Raw genomic sequence first — 14,450 nt, 5'->3', positions numbered from 1 at the left:
ATTCCCGAACTATGTGCGCCCCACCAGAAGGCACATGACAGGCAAAAGGCCCCGAAACTGCAGGGAAATGTCGCAAACGACAGTCTACACTTATGATGTTCCGGCTATCCTGCCCCCGTAAATACCAATCGAAGAGACCTGATGACGGTTGTGACCTCAGTAAAACCAGCCGATGCACACAAGCACGGAGTGCTCTTCGTTTTTGCGGCTGGCGTTCTCTGGTCGACTGTGGGTCTTGGCATCCGGCTGATCGAAGAGGCTGTGGTTTGGCAGATCCTGCTATATCGTTCGATCAGCATGTCAGTGTTTCTATACCTGGTCATTCGCATCCGATCCGGGGAAAGTCCTTTTGTGCAAATCCGTCGTGTGGGCGTGCCTGCAATCATCGCCGGTCTGTCTTTGGTCGCCGCCTATTCCGGTGGAATTTACGCGATACAGAACACCTCGGTTGCGAATGCAATGCTGCTATTTGCGACAGCGCCGTTTATGGCGGCGGTTCTGGGATGGATCGTTCTTCGCGAACCGGTGCGCAGAGCAACCTGGGTGGCGATCGCCGTTGCCATCGGAGGGATCGCGATCATGGTCGCTGACAAATCCGGCAACGTCGCCCTGATGGGAAGCCTCGCCGCCCTTGGATCGGCACTGGGGTTCGCAATCTTCACAGTGGCGTTGCGCTGGGGAAAAACAGGGGAAATGCTACCTTCCGTGTTTGTGTCCGGCCTGTTCGCCATAGTGATCACGATCGGAGTTTGCCAATATCAGGGGCTGTCCTTGATGATCGGCGCTCGCGATGGGGGCATTGCGATGGGTATGGGAGTGTTCCAGGTCGGGGCGGGGCTGATCCTCTATACGCTGGGATCACGCAGCCTGCCTGCCGCGGAGCTTGCTTTGCTGTCCTTGGCAGAGGTGCTTCTTGGTCCGTTCTGGGTCTGGCTGTTTCTGGGCGAAACCGCGACCGTCAATACTCTGCTCGGCGGCCTTGTTTTGCTTGCCGCGATTGCCGGAAATGCGCTTTCCGGCAAAAGACGAAAACCCCCACCGATCACCTCCCCTTGAGGATGATCTGAGACACGTCCCAAAGCAGCCAACAGGCGTCCTTCGATAATCATGCGAGGCGGATCTGAAACATCCGCCCCGGCAGTCATCAGCTGTCAGGCGCGTTGGGGAAGAACAGCTGTTGGTCAGCCACTTTGTAACCTGCAATGGCGTCCTGTCCTTCGTCCGAAACCAGCCAATCGGCAAAGGTCTGCGCGGCATCCACGTTCACTGATGGGCATCTCGCGGGGTTCACGGGGATTACGCCGTACTGGTTAAACATATCCTCATCGCCTTGAACCGCAATCTGGTAGTCCTGCTTGTTCGCGAAGCTGATCCAGGTGGCACGGTCCGTCATGACATAGGCCCCCATGCCAATCCCAGCATTGAGCGTTGCACCCATGCCCGAGCCGGTTTCACGATACCATCCGCCACTGGCTGCACTCGGGTCGACACCGCTGTCCGCCCAAAGCGCCATTTCCTTTTTGTGCGTCCCACTGTCGTCGCCGCGTGATGCAAACAACGCGCCTCCGTCAGCGATTTTGGCCAGCGCACCCTGCACATCATTCATACCGGCGACGCCCGCCGGGTCTGCAGCGGGGCCAACCACAACGAAATCATTATACATCAGATCCGTCCGCTTCGTGCCAAACCCGTCGGCGACGAATTTCTCCTCGGATGCCTTCGCGTGAACAAGCAACACGTCGCCATCGCAGTTTTCGGCGTTCTTGATCGCCTGTCCGGTGCCCACGGCCACGACATTGACCTGAATGCCGGTTTCCGCCTGAAAGATCGGCAGAAGATGGTCATAGAGACCCGAGTTCGCAGTCGATGTGGTCGACTGGACGATGATGGACTGATCCTGCGCCCATACTGCGCCACCAATGAACAGGGCGATTGTGGTCGCAGTCAGGTGTTGATTAAGCACGTTGGTCTCTCCCTTTTTGGTTTATTGTGCCTGTGTCAGACGACGATCCCGCCGTTCAGGTATTCCCGCGCCGCAGCACAGCTTGGCTTGGGGAAAAACTCAGCCGCCGTACTATGCTCGGCCACACGCCCCCTGTGGAGGAAGACGACATCATCGGCCATGCGCCGGGCCTGCCCCATGTCATGGGTTACGAAGATGATGCGAACACCGCGCCCGCGCGCGTCACTTACGATCCGTTCGATTGCAAGCACTGAAGCCGGGTCGAGGCTGGCTGTTGGCTCATCGAGGAACAAAACCTCCGGATCGGTGGCAAGCGCACGTGCCAACGCCAAGCGCTGCGCCTCACCGCCAGACAGCAGACGCGCTGGTTGGTCCGCCTTGTGCGCAAGACCCACATGATCAAGCAGCGCATCGCGCCGGGCACGCGCCTTGCCACGCGCGTTCAGAACAAAGTCGATGTTGGCAGCCACGGACCGGCGCAACAGGACCGGCTTCTGGAACACCAGCGCTTGCCGCGCGGTGACTTCCGTCGCCGAATGACGACCCCAAAGTAGCTGGCCCTCGGATGGTTGGATCAGTCCGTGGAGCAATTTGAGAAGCAGGCTTTTTCCAGACCCATTTGGCCCCATGACTACTGTGCATCCAGACGTGCCAAGATCGAGAGACACGCCATCAAGCACGGTCACATCGCCGAAACGCAACACGACATCTCGAACCGAAAGCGGCAGGATGGGCGAACTTTGCGTATCGGCAGCCCCTGCAACGCCTGTCATGGTCATTGCGTCAGACATAGGCCTGCCTTGCAGCCGTCATGCGGACCGATTGCACCGCCGCATTCACGCCAAGCGCGATCACCAGAAGAATGATACCAAGCGCCAGCGCCAGCGCCAGATCGCCCTTGGATGTCTCCAGCGCAATCGCCGTCGTCATAACGCGCGTCAGGTGGTCGATATTGCCGCCAACGATGATCACCGCCCCGACCTCTGCGACGGCACGGCCGAACCCGGCCAGACCGACGGTCAGGAGTGAGTAACGTGCATCCCACAAAAGCGCCTGCACCGTCTGCAGCCGCGTCAGACAAAGAGAACGGAACTGCTCGGCATATTCCGCATGCAGGTCTTCCAGCACTTGCCGCGACAACGCCGCCACGATTGGCGCGATGAGGATGGTCTGCGCGATAATCATCGCTGTCGGTGTGTACAGCAAACCAAGGAAACCCAGAGGTCCTGACCGCGACAGGTGCAGGTAAACCAGCAGACCCACAACAACCGGCGGCAGCCCCATCAGAGCATTCATCACAATCAAAACCGCACTGCGCCCCCGAAACCGACCTATGGCCACAAGCGCTCCAATCGGCAGTCCGATCAGGCACGCGATCGCCGTTGCCGTAAGACTGACCCGGAGCGAGAGCAGTACGATCTCGAGCAAATCCGCATCGCCAGACAACACAAGGGCAACTGCAAGGCTCAATGCTTCCCAAATACTTTGCAAGATATTCCCTATGACTGCATATTTTCCGGCACCAGAACAGCTATGCAGCTACGAAACAGAAGTTCAAGGCTGGAATTGATCAACATTAGACAGGTAATTTACTAAAACAGCAAAGCGATAAGGTGCGAATAACTGCATTTTTTACGGAAACCTATGTCGAGAATACCAATGATCCGCGCGACAATGGTCCAAAAATCGCCAGCGTGAGCAGCAGACCGAATGGCGGGCAGCATTTGCGGCAAGGTATTTTGATCCCGACCGGGCCTTTCTCCCACGTGCCAGTCAGGCCCCTCGGATGCTTCCGATGCCCATGGGCACGCCTTTCTGGCCGTTGATGGTATTGCAGCGCGGGGCATGTCCGCCAGCATCAAGCCGCCTATTGGTCGGGAAGATTACCAGTTTTGGCTGATGCAAATGCGGTGCATCGGGTTTCTCCTCTGGTGACTTATTTGATCTGCAGAACCGGATCGCCGCACAGGTTGCAGTGCAGGTCTCGCCGCACCCAGCGTAATGGTTCGTTAGGTCACCTGCTCAATGAGCCGGGCGGGCAACGTGTGGGATAACTCGGCAATGGAGAGTTTCATCTCGTCGCTGAAAATCGAGCGCACCACCCGCAAGGTCTACCAGACGCGCGACGAGCGCTCATGGCAATTTGCTCGACCACATCGAGCGCTTCTACAATCTAAGGCCACGCCATTCAAAGCTGGGCGACCTAGACCCCATGGCGTTGAAGGACCAAATTATGCAAACCTAGCCCTCTGTCCACGAAACTGACAGCAGGCTAAGCGCGAAATCTGCCCACGATCCGTTCAACGCACCGCGCTTCCCTGAATTGCGTGCATTGGCTCTTTGGCAGCAGCAGCCTCAGCCGTGAGACCACAGTCAAAAACGACATCCGAGCCAATCGAAAACACGCGCATATCCGGGCGGATCGCATCCGAGAGTTTCTCGCTTGGCGAAGGCATTGTCAGACCCTGGGGGCCTCCACCAATGAGAAGCGGAGCCACAGCCACCTGAAGTCGGGTCAGAAGCCCTGCCTCGAGAAATCGGGAAATCGTGATAGATCCCCCTTCGACAAGCAGGTTCCGCAGCCCCTCAGCGCGCAGCGCGACCGAGATCTGTCGAGGATCGAACTTGTTATCATGTGCATCCAGCCGAATGACGGTGACGCCTGTGGGCCGAGCCCTGTCGACCCCTTGTATCACGAACTTTCGAGTTCCATCATCGGCAAAGACCGGCGCGTCATCAGACAGCCGTCCTTGCGGATCAATCACCACGCGGGCCGGGTTTTGTCCTTCACAGAGGCGAACCGTCAGCCTTGGTGAATCGTGCAGCGCTGTCCGAACGCCGATGACCACACCATCGACTAGTGCGCGTATCCTGTGCAGATGTGCCAACCCGTCAGGGCCAGACACATCCCGGGCGTCGCCTGAGATGGTTGCCACGCGACCGTCCAGTGACTGGCCGATCTGGCCTATGGTCATCGGCCCGATGTCACGTCGCGCAAGAGGACCGTAGAGCTCCAGTGCCGCTTTCTCGCCGGGGCTCCAGCGCCCGCAGCACGGGCACGCAAGTCCGTACCTGACGTCCAGCAAGCGCTGCCAAACCCGTGGCGTGACGTCAACGAAGGACATGGGTGCTCTCCTGCAAATTCCCGGATGGTAGGGCCAGAATGTCGATATGGCCGATACGGCACTGCGTGCGATCAGCCCTGGCATGGCGGTGACCCCCCCAAGATGCGGCGGTGTCTCGAGCGCCCGCTTCGGCAGCGGCCTGAGCGATCCCATCTGTCAGTTCACGCTGCAACGGCGCCATGTCGGGTCCAAGCACCCAAGCGCTGTCTGCGCGCAAGACCGTGAAACCCGCCGCCTCGAAGAGCGCCATTGTCCGCGTGACTGAATGTGGTCCAAGCGCCGGTCCTATGCCTTTGTCACCCACCTGATGCAGATTGAAGGCTGCAGTCACCGCGGCATCATCTTGATGTTCAGGATCCCACGACATGCGCCCATCATAGTTGAGGGTCGCATAGAACGGGACGTTCAGCCGCCCTGCCAAGTTCGCCACCCAAGCCTCTGGCATGAGGTCCAACAATGCGGATGCGGTGACAAGAGAAGCCCCATCCAAAGGCACTGTGTTCATCTGGCCAAGATCCGCCTCAACCAAGTCAGCGTTTCCCCCGGCAACACGGCCCGCTTCGGCCAGCAGTGCGGGATCGTTGTCGATAAAGCGCCAACGCGCCTCAGATGGAAAATAAGGCGCAAGCGCGCGCCAAGTTGCGCCTGTCCCACATCCTAAATCCACCACAAGTGGGTTGGGACCTGCCGCCATGGCCGCCTGCCGTGCGAGCGCCTCATCGCGCGCAGCGCGATCAGCGGGTTCGCGCAGGGACAACCATTCGGCAGAAAATCCCATGGCTCAGACCTCTGCCTCGTACCAGGCCCGGGCCACATGGCTTTCATGAAGCATGATGCGGATTTTCTTGACCCGAGAATTGTCGGCCAGCTTTCCTGTTCTGACGTGATCCGCCAGAGTCTTGAAAATGTGACCGCACAGAAACTCAGTGGTCGTGAACTTGCCCTTGAATTCAGGCACCTCGTCAAGGTTTTTGTAGCGTAGCGGTGCCAGCGTTTCGGCCAAAGCTTCGGTCGCAAGACCGATATCCACGACCAAACCATGCTCGTCGATATCGTCAGTGAAAAACGCGGCATCCACCGTAAACGTCGCACCGTGCATGCCCTGCGCAGGGCCGAATACGGGCGATGGCAGCGAATGGCCGATCATGATGTGGTCTCGGACTTCTACAGCGAACATGGTAACTCCTCAGGGTAAGTCATAGCGAATACGGTGGCAGAGCGTAGCGGGGTCAGACAAAATCCCGCCGTAGTGATCGGGCAACTCGTTGAGTGATGTTTCGCCTGAAATAAGCGTGTCGAGAACTGGATCAGCGAGCAACTCCAGAGCCTTGGCCATTCGGCGCCCGTAACTCCAGCGCGGGGCACGCTTCGGGGGAATGTGCCCCACCTGCGAGCTGCAAATCCGCAGACGCCGAGAGTGGAACGCGCCCCCGAGCGGTACTGATGTCTTCGTATCACCGTACCAGCTTCCTTCGACAACAGTCGCCTCCATCCCCGCGCAATCGATTGCCGTGGCAAGGCCCGCAGGACTGGCCGACAGGTGGAACACCACGTCGCAATCCTTCGGGGCATGTTCTGGCAGAGAAAACTGGCACCCCAGACCCTCGGCAAGTGAAGATCGTTCTGGATTCAGGTCAACCAACGTGACCTCGGCCCCCGGCAGCTGCGACGCAAGGTAGGCCACAAGCGCGCCGACAACCCCCGCCCCGATTACTGCAATACGGTCTCCTGCGGCGGCACCACTGTCCCACAGAAGGTTGAGAGCCGTTTCCATGTTTGCGCCCAACACGGCGCGATCAGGAGGGACATTCTGGGGCAAAGGGACCAAGGCGGACTCGGACGAACGGAAGCACGACTGGTGAGGATGCAGCGCAAAGACCAATTGTCCCTTATTCGGACCCTCCGCGATACGGCCAACGACATTGTAACCGTATTTGACGGGAAATGGGAAAGCACCCTCCATGGCCGGGCCGCACATGCGTTCATATTCCGAAGCGGGGACGCGTCCTTCGAACACCAAACGCTCCGTGCCGCGGCTGATGCCGGAAAACAGAGTTTCAACCAGCACGCCGTCGCCGAGGCTGCCGGGACGAATCTCGGCAGTGCCCATGCCCACACACCAGAGTGCAAGAGCATGTGTCACAGCAGGTGGCCTGACTTGAGGACCTTGGTGGACAAGTAATGCGCGTTCTGCGCTGTCTGGCCGACGTTCAGCGGCACCCGCTCTGTTACCTCAACTCCCTGAGCAGCAAGGCTTGCCACTTTGGCCGGATTGTTCGTGATCAGCCGAACGCGGTTGATGCCCATGTTCTGCAGAATTTGGCCACCGGTCCGAAAATCGCGTTGATCGTCTTCAAAGCCAAGCCAATGGTTCGCCTCGACCGTGTCGAGGCCCGCATCCTGCAGCGCGTAGGCGCGCATCTTGTTGGCAAGCCCAATGCCACGACCTTCCTGATTGAGGTAGACAAGCACCCCGCCTCCGCCAGATGCCATCTTCGTCATAGCCGCGCGCAGTTGCGGACCACAGTCGCATTTGAGACTGCCCAGCACATCACCGGTGAAACAGGCCGAATGCAGACGAACCGTGACAGAGCCGGACAAGTCGGGTTGCCCGATTACGATGGCATAGTGCTCAGGCCCACCGTTATCGGGCCGAAAGACATGCACGCGTCCAGCTAATGCAGCGTCCATCGGCAACTGCGCCGAACTGACTTGGGACTGCGTGCCCGCCGCATCCAACGCCTTGATCGCAAGGTCGATGGGCATTGTCGTCAGGCCAAGTTCGGAAATGCTGCCCATGTCGTGACCGTTCAATTGCACACACAGGATTGCCGGTATGGCCTTAACAGTCTTCGCAAGCGCAATCGCAGTTTGATGAATTGATTTCCCAATGTTTGGGATGGGCAGACTGCTGAAATGGCCAGCACCATCCAGCCCATTTTGACCTGCGACACGTGCTATCCAGCCAAGATCCTTTCCCGCCGGCACCCGAAACCACAAGCTATCGCTCTGCATTGTTTGTTGGATGCCCAGTGCTTCGGCGCGGCGCCGGGTCAAAACCAATTCGGGATGACCGATTTCCGTCATCGCGACGTAACGCGCGTCGGTGAGGCTTTCGACAAGAGCGACCAACGTATGGCTCTCGCCGTCTTTGAGGATGACCGGAAGCCCCAGTCTAAGGTCGCTTTGCATGCGCAACAGGATCTCGATCCCGCGCGGCGCAAGCGGAAGGGGAAAGGGGCTTTCTTCGGGTGGGTCAGACCGCTTTATTGCGGCCGCGGATGAGACAAGCGGGCTTGACGGCATTGGTGACCTGTAATTTCGTTCAGGCATCATAACTTAGAGCGGTTGCAGCGCAGGCAAGGCCTGTGACTGGACGAACGCGCGGGCGCGCTATCTTTTAACGGGACATTTCGGAAAGGCTGAAGGTATGCAGCGCTGGCTCGGCCTCATGAGATCCCTTGTAATATACCACAATCCTTTGACGGTCGGCGCGTGGCGGCGCTTTTACGCGCAAACCTTGCGTTCCGGTGATCTGGTGTTTGACGTGGGTGCTCATGTTGGCTCGCGGACGCGGGCGATGCGGCGCGTCGGAGCACGGGTGGTCGCCCTTGAGCCACAACCGCTTTTTGCGCGCTATCTTCGCCTTACACTGCCCAAGGACGTGGTTCTGATCGAAGCTGCAGCGGGCGGTGCCGAGGCCATGGCAGAAATGTCCGTGTCCTCGCGCCACCCAACGGTGTCCTCGCTTCAATCAACTTTTGTCGCGGATGCCCACGCAGCGCTCGGTTTCGCCCATGTCCGCTGGGATCAGACGGAAACAGTCAGGATGCTCACGCTTGACAGCCTCATCGCGACGCACGGCGTGCCCGCTTACGTCAAAATAGATGTCGAAGGCTTCGAGCTTGATGTGCTTTCAGGCCTGTCACAAGCAATACCGATGCTCTCGGTAGAGTATCTTCCCGAGTTCGTGCATCTGACCGAGGCCGTGATCACCCGTATCGAAGAGCTTGGTCCGTACCGGTTCAATCCCGTTGTCGGTGAGCGTTCTGGCTTCCTGTGGTCCGACTGGCGCGATGGGGATGCGTTGCGAGACTGGCTGTCCGCTCTTCCAGCTGACGCGCCATCAGGCGATCTGTTCGCGCGCCTGCCCTAACTGCGCAGGGTCTTGGCAAACTCCAGGAACAACGCTTTCGTGGCTGTGACCACAGTGCCCGTGTCTTCAGGGCGTTCCCCGGCATCCCAACCTTCCACGATTGCACCGGCTTCACGCAGAAGCACCAGACCGGCTGCGATGTCCCACGGCTGCAACCGTCTTTCCCAAAACCCGTCCAGACGGCCAGAAGCGACATAGGCAAGATCAAGCGCTGCAGCGCCCATGCGGCGGACACCGGCACATTTCGGCATCAATCTTGCGATATCGCCAGCATGATCGTCGATATGCGCCATGTTGCCGAACGGTATGCCGGTGCCGAACAGCGCTGAGGAAAGGTCCGCTGTTTGTGCTATCAAAAGGGGCTGTCCGTTCAGTTTGGCACCAGTGCCTTTGCCTGCCGCGAATGTCTCGCCTTTAACCGGATCATGGACAACGCCAAGAACTAACTCTCCAGCATCCTCCAGCGCGATGGACACGGCCCAATGCCCGATCCCACGAAGGAAGTTTGTTGTCCCGTCAAGCGGGTCGACGATCCATCGGCGCCTATGGCCGGGTGCTGCGCCGGTTTCCTCTCCCAGCCAGCCGTCGCCCGGACACGCCTTTGCAAAACCATCCCGCAGATGCTGCTCAGCTGAACGATCCGCTTCAGACACGAAATCACCGGCGCGTTTGGTCGCGATGGTCAGCCCATCACGGGCGGCCCAGTATCCTAGCAGGATCTCACCAGCCTCATGCGCAAGCCTTGTGGCAAGCGCCATGTCATCCTCAGCGGTCATCTTGGGCATCCTTCGCAATGCGGTCGAGCACGTCAGCCACCAAGCGCGTTGTGCCATCCCAATTTTGCAGCGCTGCACCGGCCGCTTTCGATGCGGTGGCCATCCGGTCACGTGTTTCATGCCCGTCAAGCACCTGCGCCAGTGCATTGGCAAAGGCCTTGTGATCGTCTGGCGACACGAGAAGACCTGCTCCGGGTGCGACAGTCTCTGGCACAGCACCCGTTGCGCAGCTGATGATGGGCAGGCCGTGGGCCATCGCCTCATCGAAAACGATGCCGTAACCCTCGTAACGCGTCGCAAGGGCAAACACGCTGGCCTGCCCGTACAGCCGTGCCAACTCCTCACCCGAGACACGGCCTGCGAGACGGACCCTGTGCGACAAGCCGAGCTCGTCCACCAGTCGCAAGAGAAGTGACGCGTGATCTGCGTCCAGAGCCGATCCTGCAATCACGGCCTGCCATGGCCTATCAACCACTTTGGCCAAGGCCCGCAAGAGCACGTCATGGCCCTTGCGCGGGACTTGAATCCCAACTGACAAGATCAACGGGGGTTGCGTCTTTGCAAGCTGACCAAGCGGACGATCCGTGCCGGGACGCGCAACCGTGATATGATCGGAAGGAACATCATAATCCGAAATGAGCAATCCCGCCGTGTGTGGACTTGGGACCAGAACATGAGAGGCAAGAGCGAGATTGTCGCGCTCCGTGCGGAACAGTGTGTCACGCGTGTCCTGAGGCAGACCACTTTCATGCGCCAGCGGATGATGGATAAGTGCAACGATGGGCGCGGACATGCCGGTCAAAACATCATGGTCCATCGCACCCATGGCCAGCCCATCGATGATGACCGGTGCCGTCGGCGGCACCATGGCAAGCTGTTGCGCAGCATTTCGCATGTCTTCTTTCGATGGGTCAGGAAAGCTTGCGCCAAGCGGGATATGTGTGATGTCCCACCCAAGAGCGCGCAGCCCCGACAGCAAGCGCAAATCATAGATATATCCCCCAGTCAGAGTCTGCAGGTCACCTGGAACAGCAAATGCGGCAGTTCGGAGGGGCATGGTCTTTGTGCTCCATAGTCTTCTGGGTCAGGGATATGGCCTGTGTTTCCACCGCGACCAGCAAGAGGTGTGCGTGATGCTAAGGGCGGACAGGTTTGGTGACGGTCGAGAGCGCGGCAACTACAACCCCAGGAAGGGCTGAGAAAAGAACGACAAGGCCAAACGCAACGCTTGCTGCAAAACCCTCGGCTGCGGTTGCACCTGCAAGTGGCAGAAGCATTGCTGTCGCACCCTCGCGCAGCCCCCAGCCACTTACGGTGATCGGGATCAGCATCGTGAACAGGATCAGCGGAACCAAGACCATGGCTGTGGCAGGTGCGAGCATCACGCCAACGGCTGCGGCGCAACAGGCGAAAGCCGCAATATTCAGAACCACCGTGCCAATGCTCAGCAAGACTTGTCGGTGCCGGACTTCGCGAGCGCACACCGCCCGCCATAAGTTCGCGATAAAGTTTGCGAATGCTGTGCCCATCTTTCCCGGCAGGCTTGGACCTGCGATTGCCGCGCCCGTCGCGATCAGGATCGCCGCTGCCAGAGTCACAAAAACCGAAAACTGGAGCGAAGCTGGCAAGTCGAACCCACCCGGAACGGCCCATGTGCCAAAAACCGCAGCACCAAAAAGCAGGACAAGCGCGACCTGCCCCACCAGCCGCTCGAAAAGCACGGCTTGGCCTGAAATCACCAATCCCGCCTGAGCGCGTGCGCGAACAGCCCTACCCACATCGCCGAGCACACCTCCGGGCAGTAGCTGGTTCACGACCTGAGAAAGATAATATTCCCGAACCGCTTGCTGTTTGGTCAGAACAAGGCCCAGTTGCGCCGCCGTCAGTTGCCAGCGCAGCGCGGAGAGCACAAGCTGCCCAGTCACTGCGACCAAGGCTGCCAAAAGCCAAGCAAGCTCTGCATTGACCAGATGGTCAACCGCGCTTTGTCCGTCCGCCACCTGCCACAGCAGAACCAGCAGCCCAATGGCGACAGCAAACTGAAGGCCAACGCTCAGGACACGTCCCATTCGCTAGCCTCTTCCGTCGGGCACAGGATCGGTGAAACTCTGCAGAATACGGTCCCGCATCTGGTCCATAGGAACCACAGGTGCATCGGGTGACGGAATAAGGCCTTGGCTCAGCCCCCAATCCTTAGCTGCGCGGTCCACCAGATTGTTGGGGCCAATGACATGGATCGGCACATCCGGCCGTTCGTCAAGGGCGACAAACCCAGCAGCCTGATGATCACCCACGACAATCATCAAAGGGGGATTTTTGGCATGAAGCGCGGCGTATGACAGCACGACCTCCAAGGCATAGTCGATTGCAAGACGGTACTGTGCCCGCACCCGATCGCGGTCACGCCACACAACGTCCGGCGACTCACCCGCCAACGCCATCGGGTCAAAGATACTGCCGTCACCGATGCTGTCCCAGGAAACAAGGTCTGGCACCGGCACCCACGGGGCATGCGAAGTCCCAGTGGCCATCTGTACGAAGACCGGCCTTTCATCAGCGCGTTCGGCCCGCAGAAGTCGGTCCATGGCGGCAAATGTGAACTGGTCAGGCATTGTCACCCAATTGAAACTCAGCCCTTTATATCCGAGGTCTGCAGCGGCAAGGATGGTCTCAAAGCCCATGACCGAACTTTCAGGCCAATCAAGCGTGATTTGCGGCATGACCGCCGCCGTGTGAAAGCCCGCCTCGGCAGCAAAGTGAAACAGGGTTTTCCGCTCTGATGCCAAAACCGCACCGTAGCGTGTCTGGCCGTCGACCCAAAGCCCATTGGCCAATGTCGCATGTGCAAGCCAGCTTTGCCCACCTTTGGTTGGCGAGGCCAGAAAACCCGAAGCCATGGACAACCCTCGCGATTCAAGGTCCTCTTGACCGCGTTCAAGTGTCCGGAGGTGGAGGTCCGAAAACAAAGGCGTGTCGAAACTTGTGCGACCGTAGCTCTCGACGAAAACGACAATGACGTCCCTGTCGATTGCAGTCAGCATGCCGCCGACCCCGACAAACGGATCATTTGCAGCGGCTTCCGAGAATTTCCTCAAGTCGATGAGCGTCGAGCGTATCATCTCAATGCGTTCAATGCCGACCCGCGCCGAAAACGCAGAGCCGGGGATATGGGCAGGAAGAGTCCACCGTCCAAGCGTGTCGCCGACCTCCGCGGCCGCAACTCCAGCCGACAGCAGTGCAGCACTTCCGGTCAGGCCTCGGAAGAACAGTTTACTTGATCCTATGGCGGCCCAGACACCCGTCGACCACCAAAGCAATGCAACGACCGCGCAGATCACCACCATGGCAGCAACAAGCGCGAGAACAGCAAGGACAGGTCCAACCGCACCGGTCAACAGTCTTGCGCCTGCCTCAACCAGAGCGAGGTCTGAAACCGGATTGAAACCCCGGGACAAGGCAGAGAACATTGCGAAATCAGCAGCTTTAAGAACAGCGATCAGAACCAAGACCGCGACCAGTATACCGCGCAAAACGTGACCCGCCCGGCTTGCACCGAATGCCATAAGACCCAAAAGGATCGCAGGCCATTCCAAAGGAAAAGCAAGCAGGGCACCCCAAGTCATGGCATCAGGATGATTTGGCTGGATCAGGATAAGGTAAAGGACCGCCGCCGCAACGCACGGCCGCCAGATCGGGCTGATCATGGGCGCGCCCGCCATAGCCAAAGCACGTCGCGACCAAACGACCAGACAAGCGCGACTGACGCGAACATCAGGATTGCCAATGCCAAGGGATCATCGACAACCGGAGCCTGTAGGATCACCAAGGCCATAATCTGGATCACGCACACAACCTTGCGTCCCAGCCTTTCGGGCAGCGGGTTCGCCATCCAGGGCCAGATTGCCGAGGCAGCCACAAAAATATATCGAGGCAGACCGAGCAACAGCACAACCGCCCCCACGGCTCCAGACGACCAAGCCAAAAGTGCAAGGACCAATCCAAGCGCTGCATCGACCTCCATGTCGAAGCGTGCGCCGAAATCCGAAACATGACCGCCAAGGCGCGCCAACCATCCATCAATTCCGTCGAGAGCCAAGGCAAAAAGCGCAATACCAAGCACAATCCATCCAGAAATCGACACGACAAGTGCAGCAACAAGAGTGGATGTAAGCGCCAGCCTTAGAAGCGTAACAAGGTTGCACAGGCCAAGATCACGATGCGGATAGCCGCGTCGCATAAGTGCGGCAGCCAGTGAAGCGCCAAAACTCATCGCAGTGAGCGCAACCGCGGCAAACACCGGACCGACCAATACCCCAGTCAGCACGCACAACAAAAGACCGAGACACAATGCAGCAAGAACAAACTGACCACCCGCCCCCCGCGTCAACGAAATGAGCGGGGCGTGATACGAAGCAAAACTGTAAGGCTGC

At 58.9% G+C, this 14,450-nt stretch carries 15 protein-coding genes and 1 pseudogene; 3 read left to right on the top strand and 13 right to left on the bottom strand.

Annotation, left to right across the window (positions count from 1 at the left end; genetic code table 11):
- Window positions 1–141: 141 nt before the first annotated feature.
- Window positions 142–1,056: a DMT family transporter gene (locus tag MCRY_RS15700; protein WP_085631587.1), complete on the top strand. Its 915-nt coding sequence runs from the start codon at window positions 142–144 to the stop codon at window positions 1,054–1,056.
- Between the two features lie 88 nt (window positions 1,057–1,144).
- Here MCRY_RS15700 and MCRY_RS15695 read toward each other — a convergent pair whose 3' ends face one another.
- Genes MCRY_RS15695 through MCRY_RS15685 form a run of 3 tightly spaced genes read right to left on the bottom strand, consistent with a single transcriptional unit; the run spans window position 1,145 to window position 3,454 of the window.
- Window positions 1,145–1,963: an ABC transporter substrate-binding protein gene (locus tag MCRY_RS15695; RefSeq protein ID WP_085631585.1), complete on the bottom strand. Its 819-nt coding sequence runs from the start codon at window positions 1,961–1,963 to the stop codon at window positions 1,145–1,147.
- Between the two features lie 35 nt (window positions 1,964–1,998).
- Window positions 1,999–2,754: an ATP-binding cassette domain-containing protein gene (locus MCRY_RS15690; RefSeq protein WP_085631583.1), complete on the bottom strand. Its 756-nt coding sequence runs from the start codon at window positions 2,752–2,754 to the stop codon at window positions 1,999–2,001.
- Window positions 2,747–3,454, bottom strand: a complete 708-nt coding sequence (locus tag MCRY_RS15685; RefSeq protein WP_085631581.1) for an ABC transporter permease — start codon at window positions 3,452–3,454, stop codon at window positions 2,747–2,749. Before MCRY_RS15685 ends, MCRY_RS15690 begins: the two co-directional genes overlap by 8 nt.
- A 522-nt stretch (window positions 3,455–3,976) precedes the next feature.
- On the opposite strand from MCRY_RS15685, the pseudogene MCRY_RS23420 reads away from it, so the two are divergent.
- Window positions 3,977–4,208, top strand: a pseudogene (locus tag MCRY_RS23420) (integrase core domain-containing protein); the annotation flags it as partial.
- 55 nt (window positions 4,209–4,263) lie between these two features.
- Here the strand turns inward: MCRY_RS23420 and MCRY_RS15680 are convergent.
- Genes MCRY_RS15680 through ribA form a run of 5 tightly spaced genes read right to left on the bottom strand, consistent with a single transcriptional unit; the run spans window position 4,264 to window position 8,394 of the window.
- Window positions 4,264–5,088 carry a RibD family protein gene (locus MCRY_RS15680; RefSeq protein ID WP_085631579.1) on the bottom strand — a complete coding sequence of 275 codons (825 nt, stop codon included), beginning with the start codon at window positions 5,086–5,088 and terminating at the stop codon, window positions 4,264–4,266.
- Complete coding sequence (locus tag MCRY_RS15675) at window positions 5,075–5,866, bottom strand: class I SAM-dependent methyltransferase (RefSeq protein ID WP_085631577.1); 792 nt, start codon at window positions 5,864–5,866, stop codon at window positions 5,075–5,077. The genes MCRY_RS15680 and MCRY_RS15675 overlap by 14 nt, the downstream gene beginning before the upstream one ends.
- Window positions 5,867–5,869: 3 nt before the next feature.
- Window positions 5,870–6,265 carry a 6-pyruvoyl trahydropterin synthase family protein gene (locus MCRY_RS15670; RefSeq protein ID WP_085631575.1) on the bottom strand — a complete coding sequence of 132 codons (396 nt, stop codon included), beginning with the start codon at window positions 6,263–6,265 and terminating at the stop codon, window positions 5,870–5,872.
- A 9-nt stretch (window positions 6,266–6,274) separates the two neighbouring features.
- The gene (locus MCRY_RS15665) at window positions 6,275–7,231 is read right to left on the bottom strand and encodes a zinc-dependent alcohol dehydrogenase (protein ID WP_244897921.1); all 957 of its coding nucleotides are present in this window, start codon (window positions 7,229–7,231) and stop codon (window positions 6,275–6,277) included.
- Window positions 7,228–8,394: a GTP cyclohydrolase II gene (ribA, locus tag MCRY_RS15660; protein WP_085631571.1), complete on the bottom strand. Its 1,167-nt coding sequence runs from the start codon at window positions 8,392–8,394 to the stop codon at window positions 7,228–7,230. Before ribA ends, MCRY_RS15665 begins: the two co-directional genes overlap by 4 nt.
- Window positions 8,395–8,539: 145 nt before the next feature.
- Here ribA and MCRY_RS15655 point away from each other — a divergent pair, with 145 nt between their 5' ends.
- Window positions 8,540–9,244: an FkbM family methyltransferase gene (locus MCRY_RS15655; protein ID WP_238939734.1), complete on the top strand. Its 705-nt coding sequence runs from the start codon at window positions 8,540–8,542 to the stop codon at window positions 9,242–9,244.
- On the opposite strand, the gene MCRY_RS15650 is transcribed toward MCRY_RS15655, so the two are convergent.
- The 5 genes from MCRY_RS15650 to MCRY_RS15630 all read right to left on the bottom strand — a co-directional run bounded on the left by MCRY_RS15650 (window position 9,241) and on the right by MCRY_RS15630 (window position 14,344).
- Window positions 9,241–10,020, bottom strand: a complete 780-nt coding sequence (locus MCRY_RS15650; protein WP_085631567.1) for an inositol monophosphatase family protein — start codon at window positions 10,018–10,020, stop codon at window positions 9,241–9,243. The two genes, MCRY_RS15655 and MCRY_RS15650, sit on opposite strands and share 4 nt — an antisense overlap.
- Window positions 10,010–11,077 carry a glycosyltransferase family 4 protein gene (locus tag MCRY_RS15645; RefSeq protein WP_085631565.1) on the bottom strand — a complete coding sequence of 356 codons (1,068 nt, stop codon included), beginning with the start codon at window positions 11,075–11,077 and terminating at the stop codon, window positions 10,010–10,012. Before MCRY_RS15645 ends, MCRY_RS15650 begins: the two co-directional genes overlap by 11 nt.
- Window positions 11,078–11,156: 79 nt before the next feature.
- Entirely contained in the window at window positions 11,157–12,089 is a 933-nt protein-coding gene (locus tag MCRY_RS15640) for a lysylphosphatidylglycerol synthase transmembrane domain-containing protein (protein WP_085631563.1), read from the bottom strand.
- A 3-nt stretch (window positions 12,090–12,092) separates the two neighbouring features.
- The gene (locus MCRY_RS15635; RefSeq protein ID WP_085631651.1) at window positions 12,093–13,724 is read right to left on the bottom strand and encodes a sulfatase-like hydrolase/transferase; all 1,632 of its coding nucleotides are present in this window, start codon (window positions 13,722–13,724) and stop codon (window positions 12,093–12,095) included.
- A complete protein-coding gene (locus MCRY_RS15630) occupies window positions 13,721–14,344 on the bottom strand; it encodes a CDP-alcohol phosphatidyltransferase family protein (RefSeq protein WP_171046000.1) in 624 nt (207 codons plus the stop codon). The genes MCRY_RS15635 and MCRY_RS15630 overlap by 4 nt, the downstream gene beginning before the upstream one ends.
- Between the last annotated feature and the right edge of the window lie 106 nt (window positions 14,345–14,450).

Source organism: Marivita cryptomonadis (genome assembly GCF_002115725.1).
In the GTDB taxonomy this organism is placed as follows: Bacteria; Pseudomonadota; Alphaproteobacteria; order Rhodobacterales; family Rhodobacteraceae; genus Marivita; species Marivita cryptomonadis.
The sequence above is the reverse complement of the archived record's forward strand: the minus strand, read 5'-3'. Positions and strand labels throughout refer to the sequence as shown.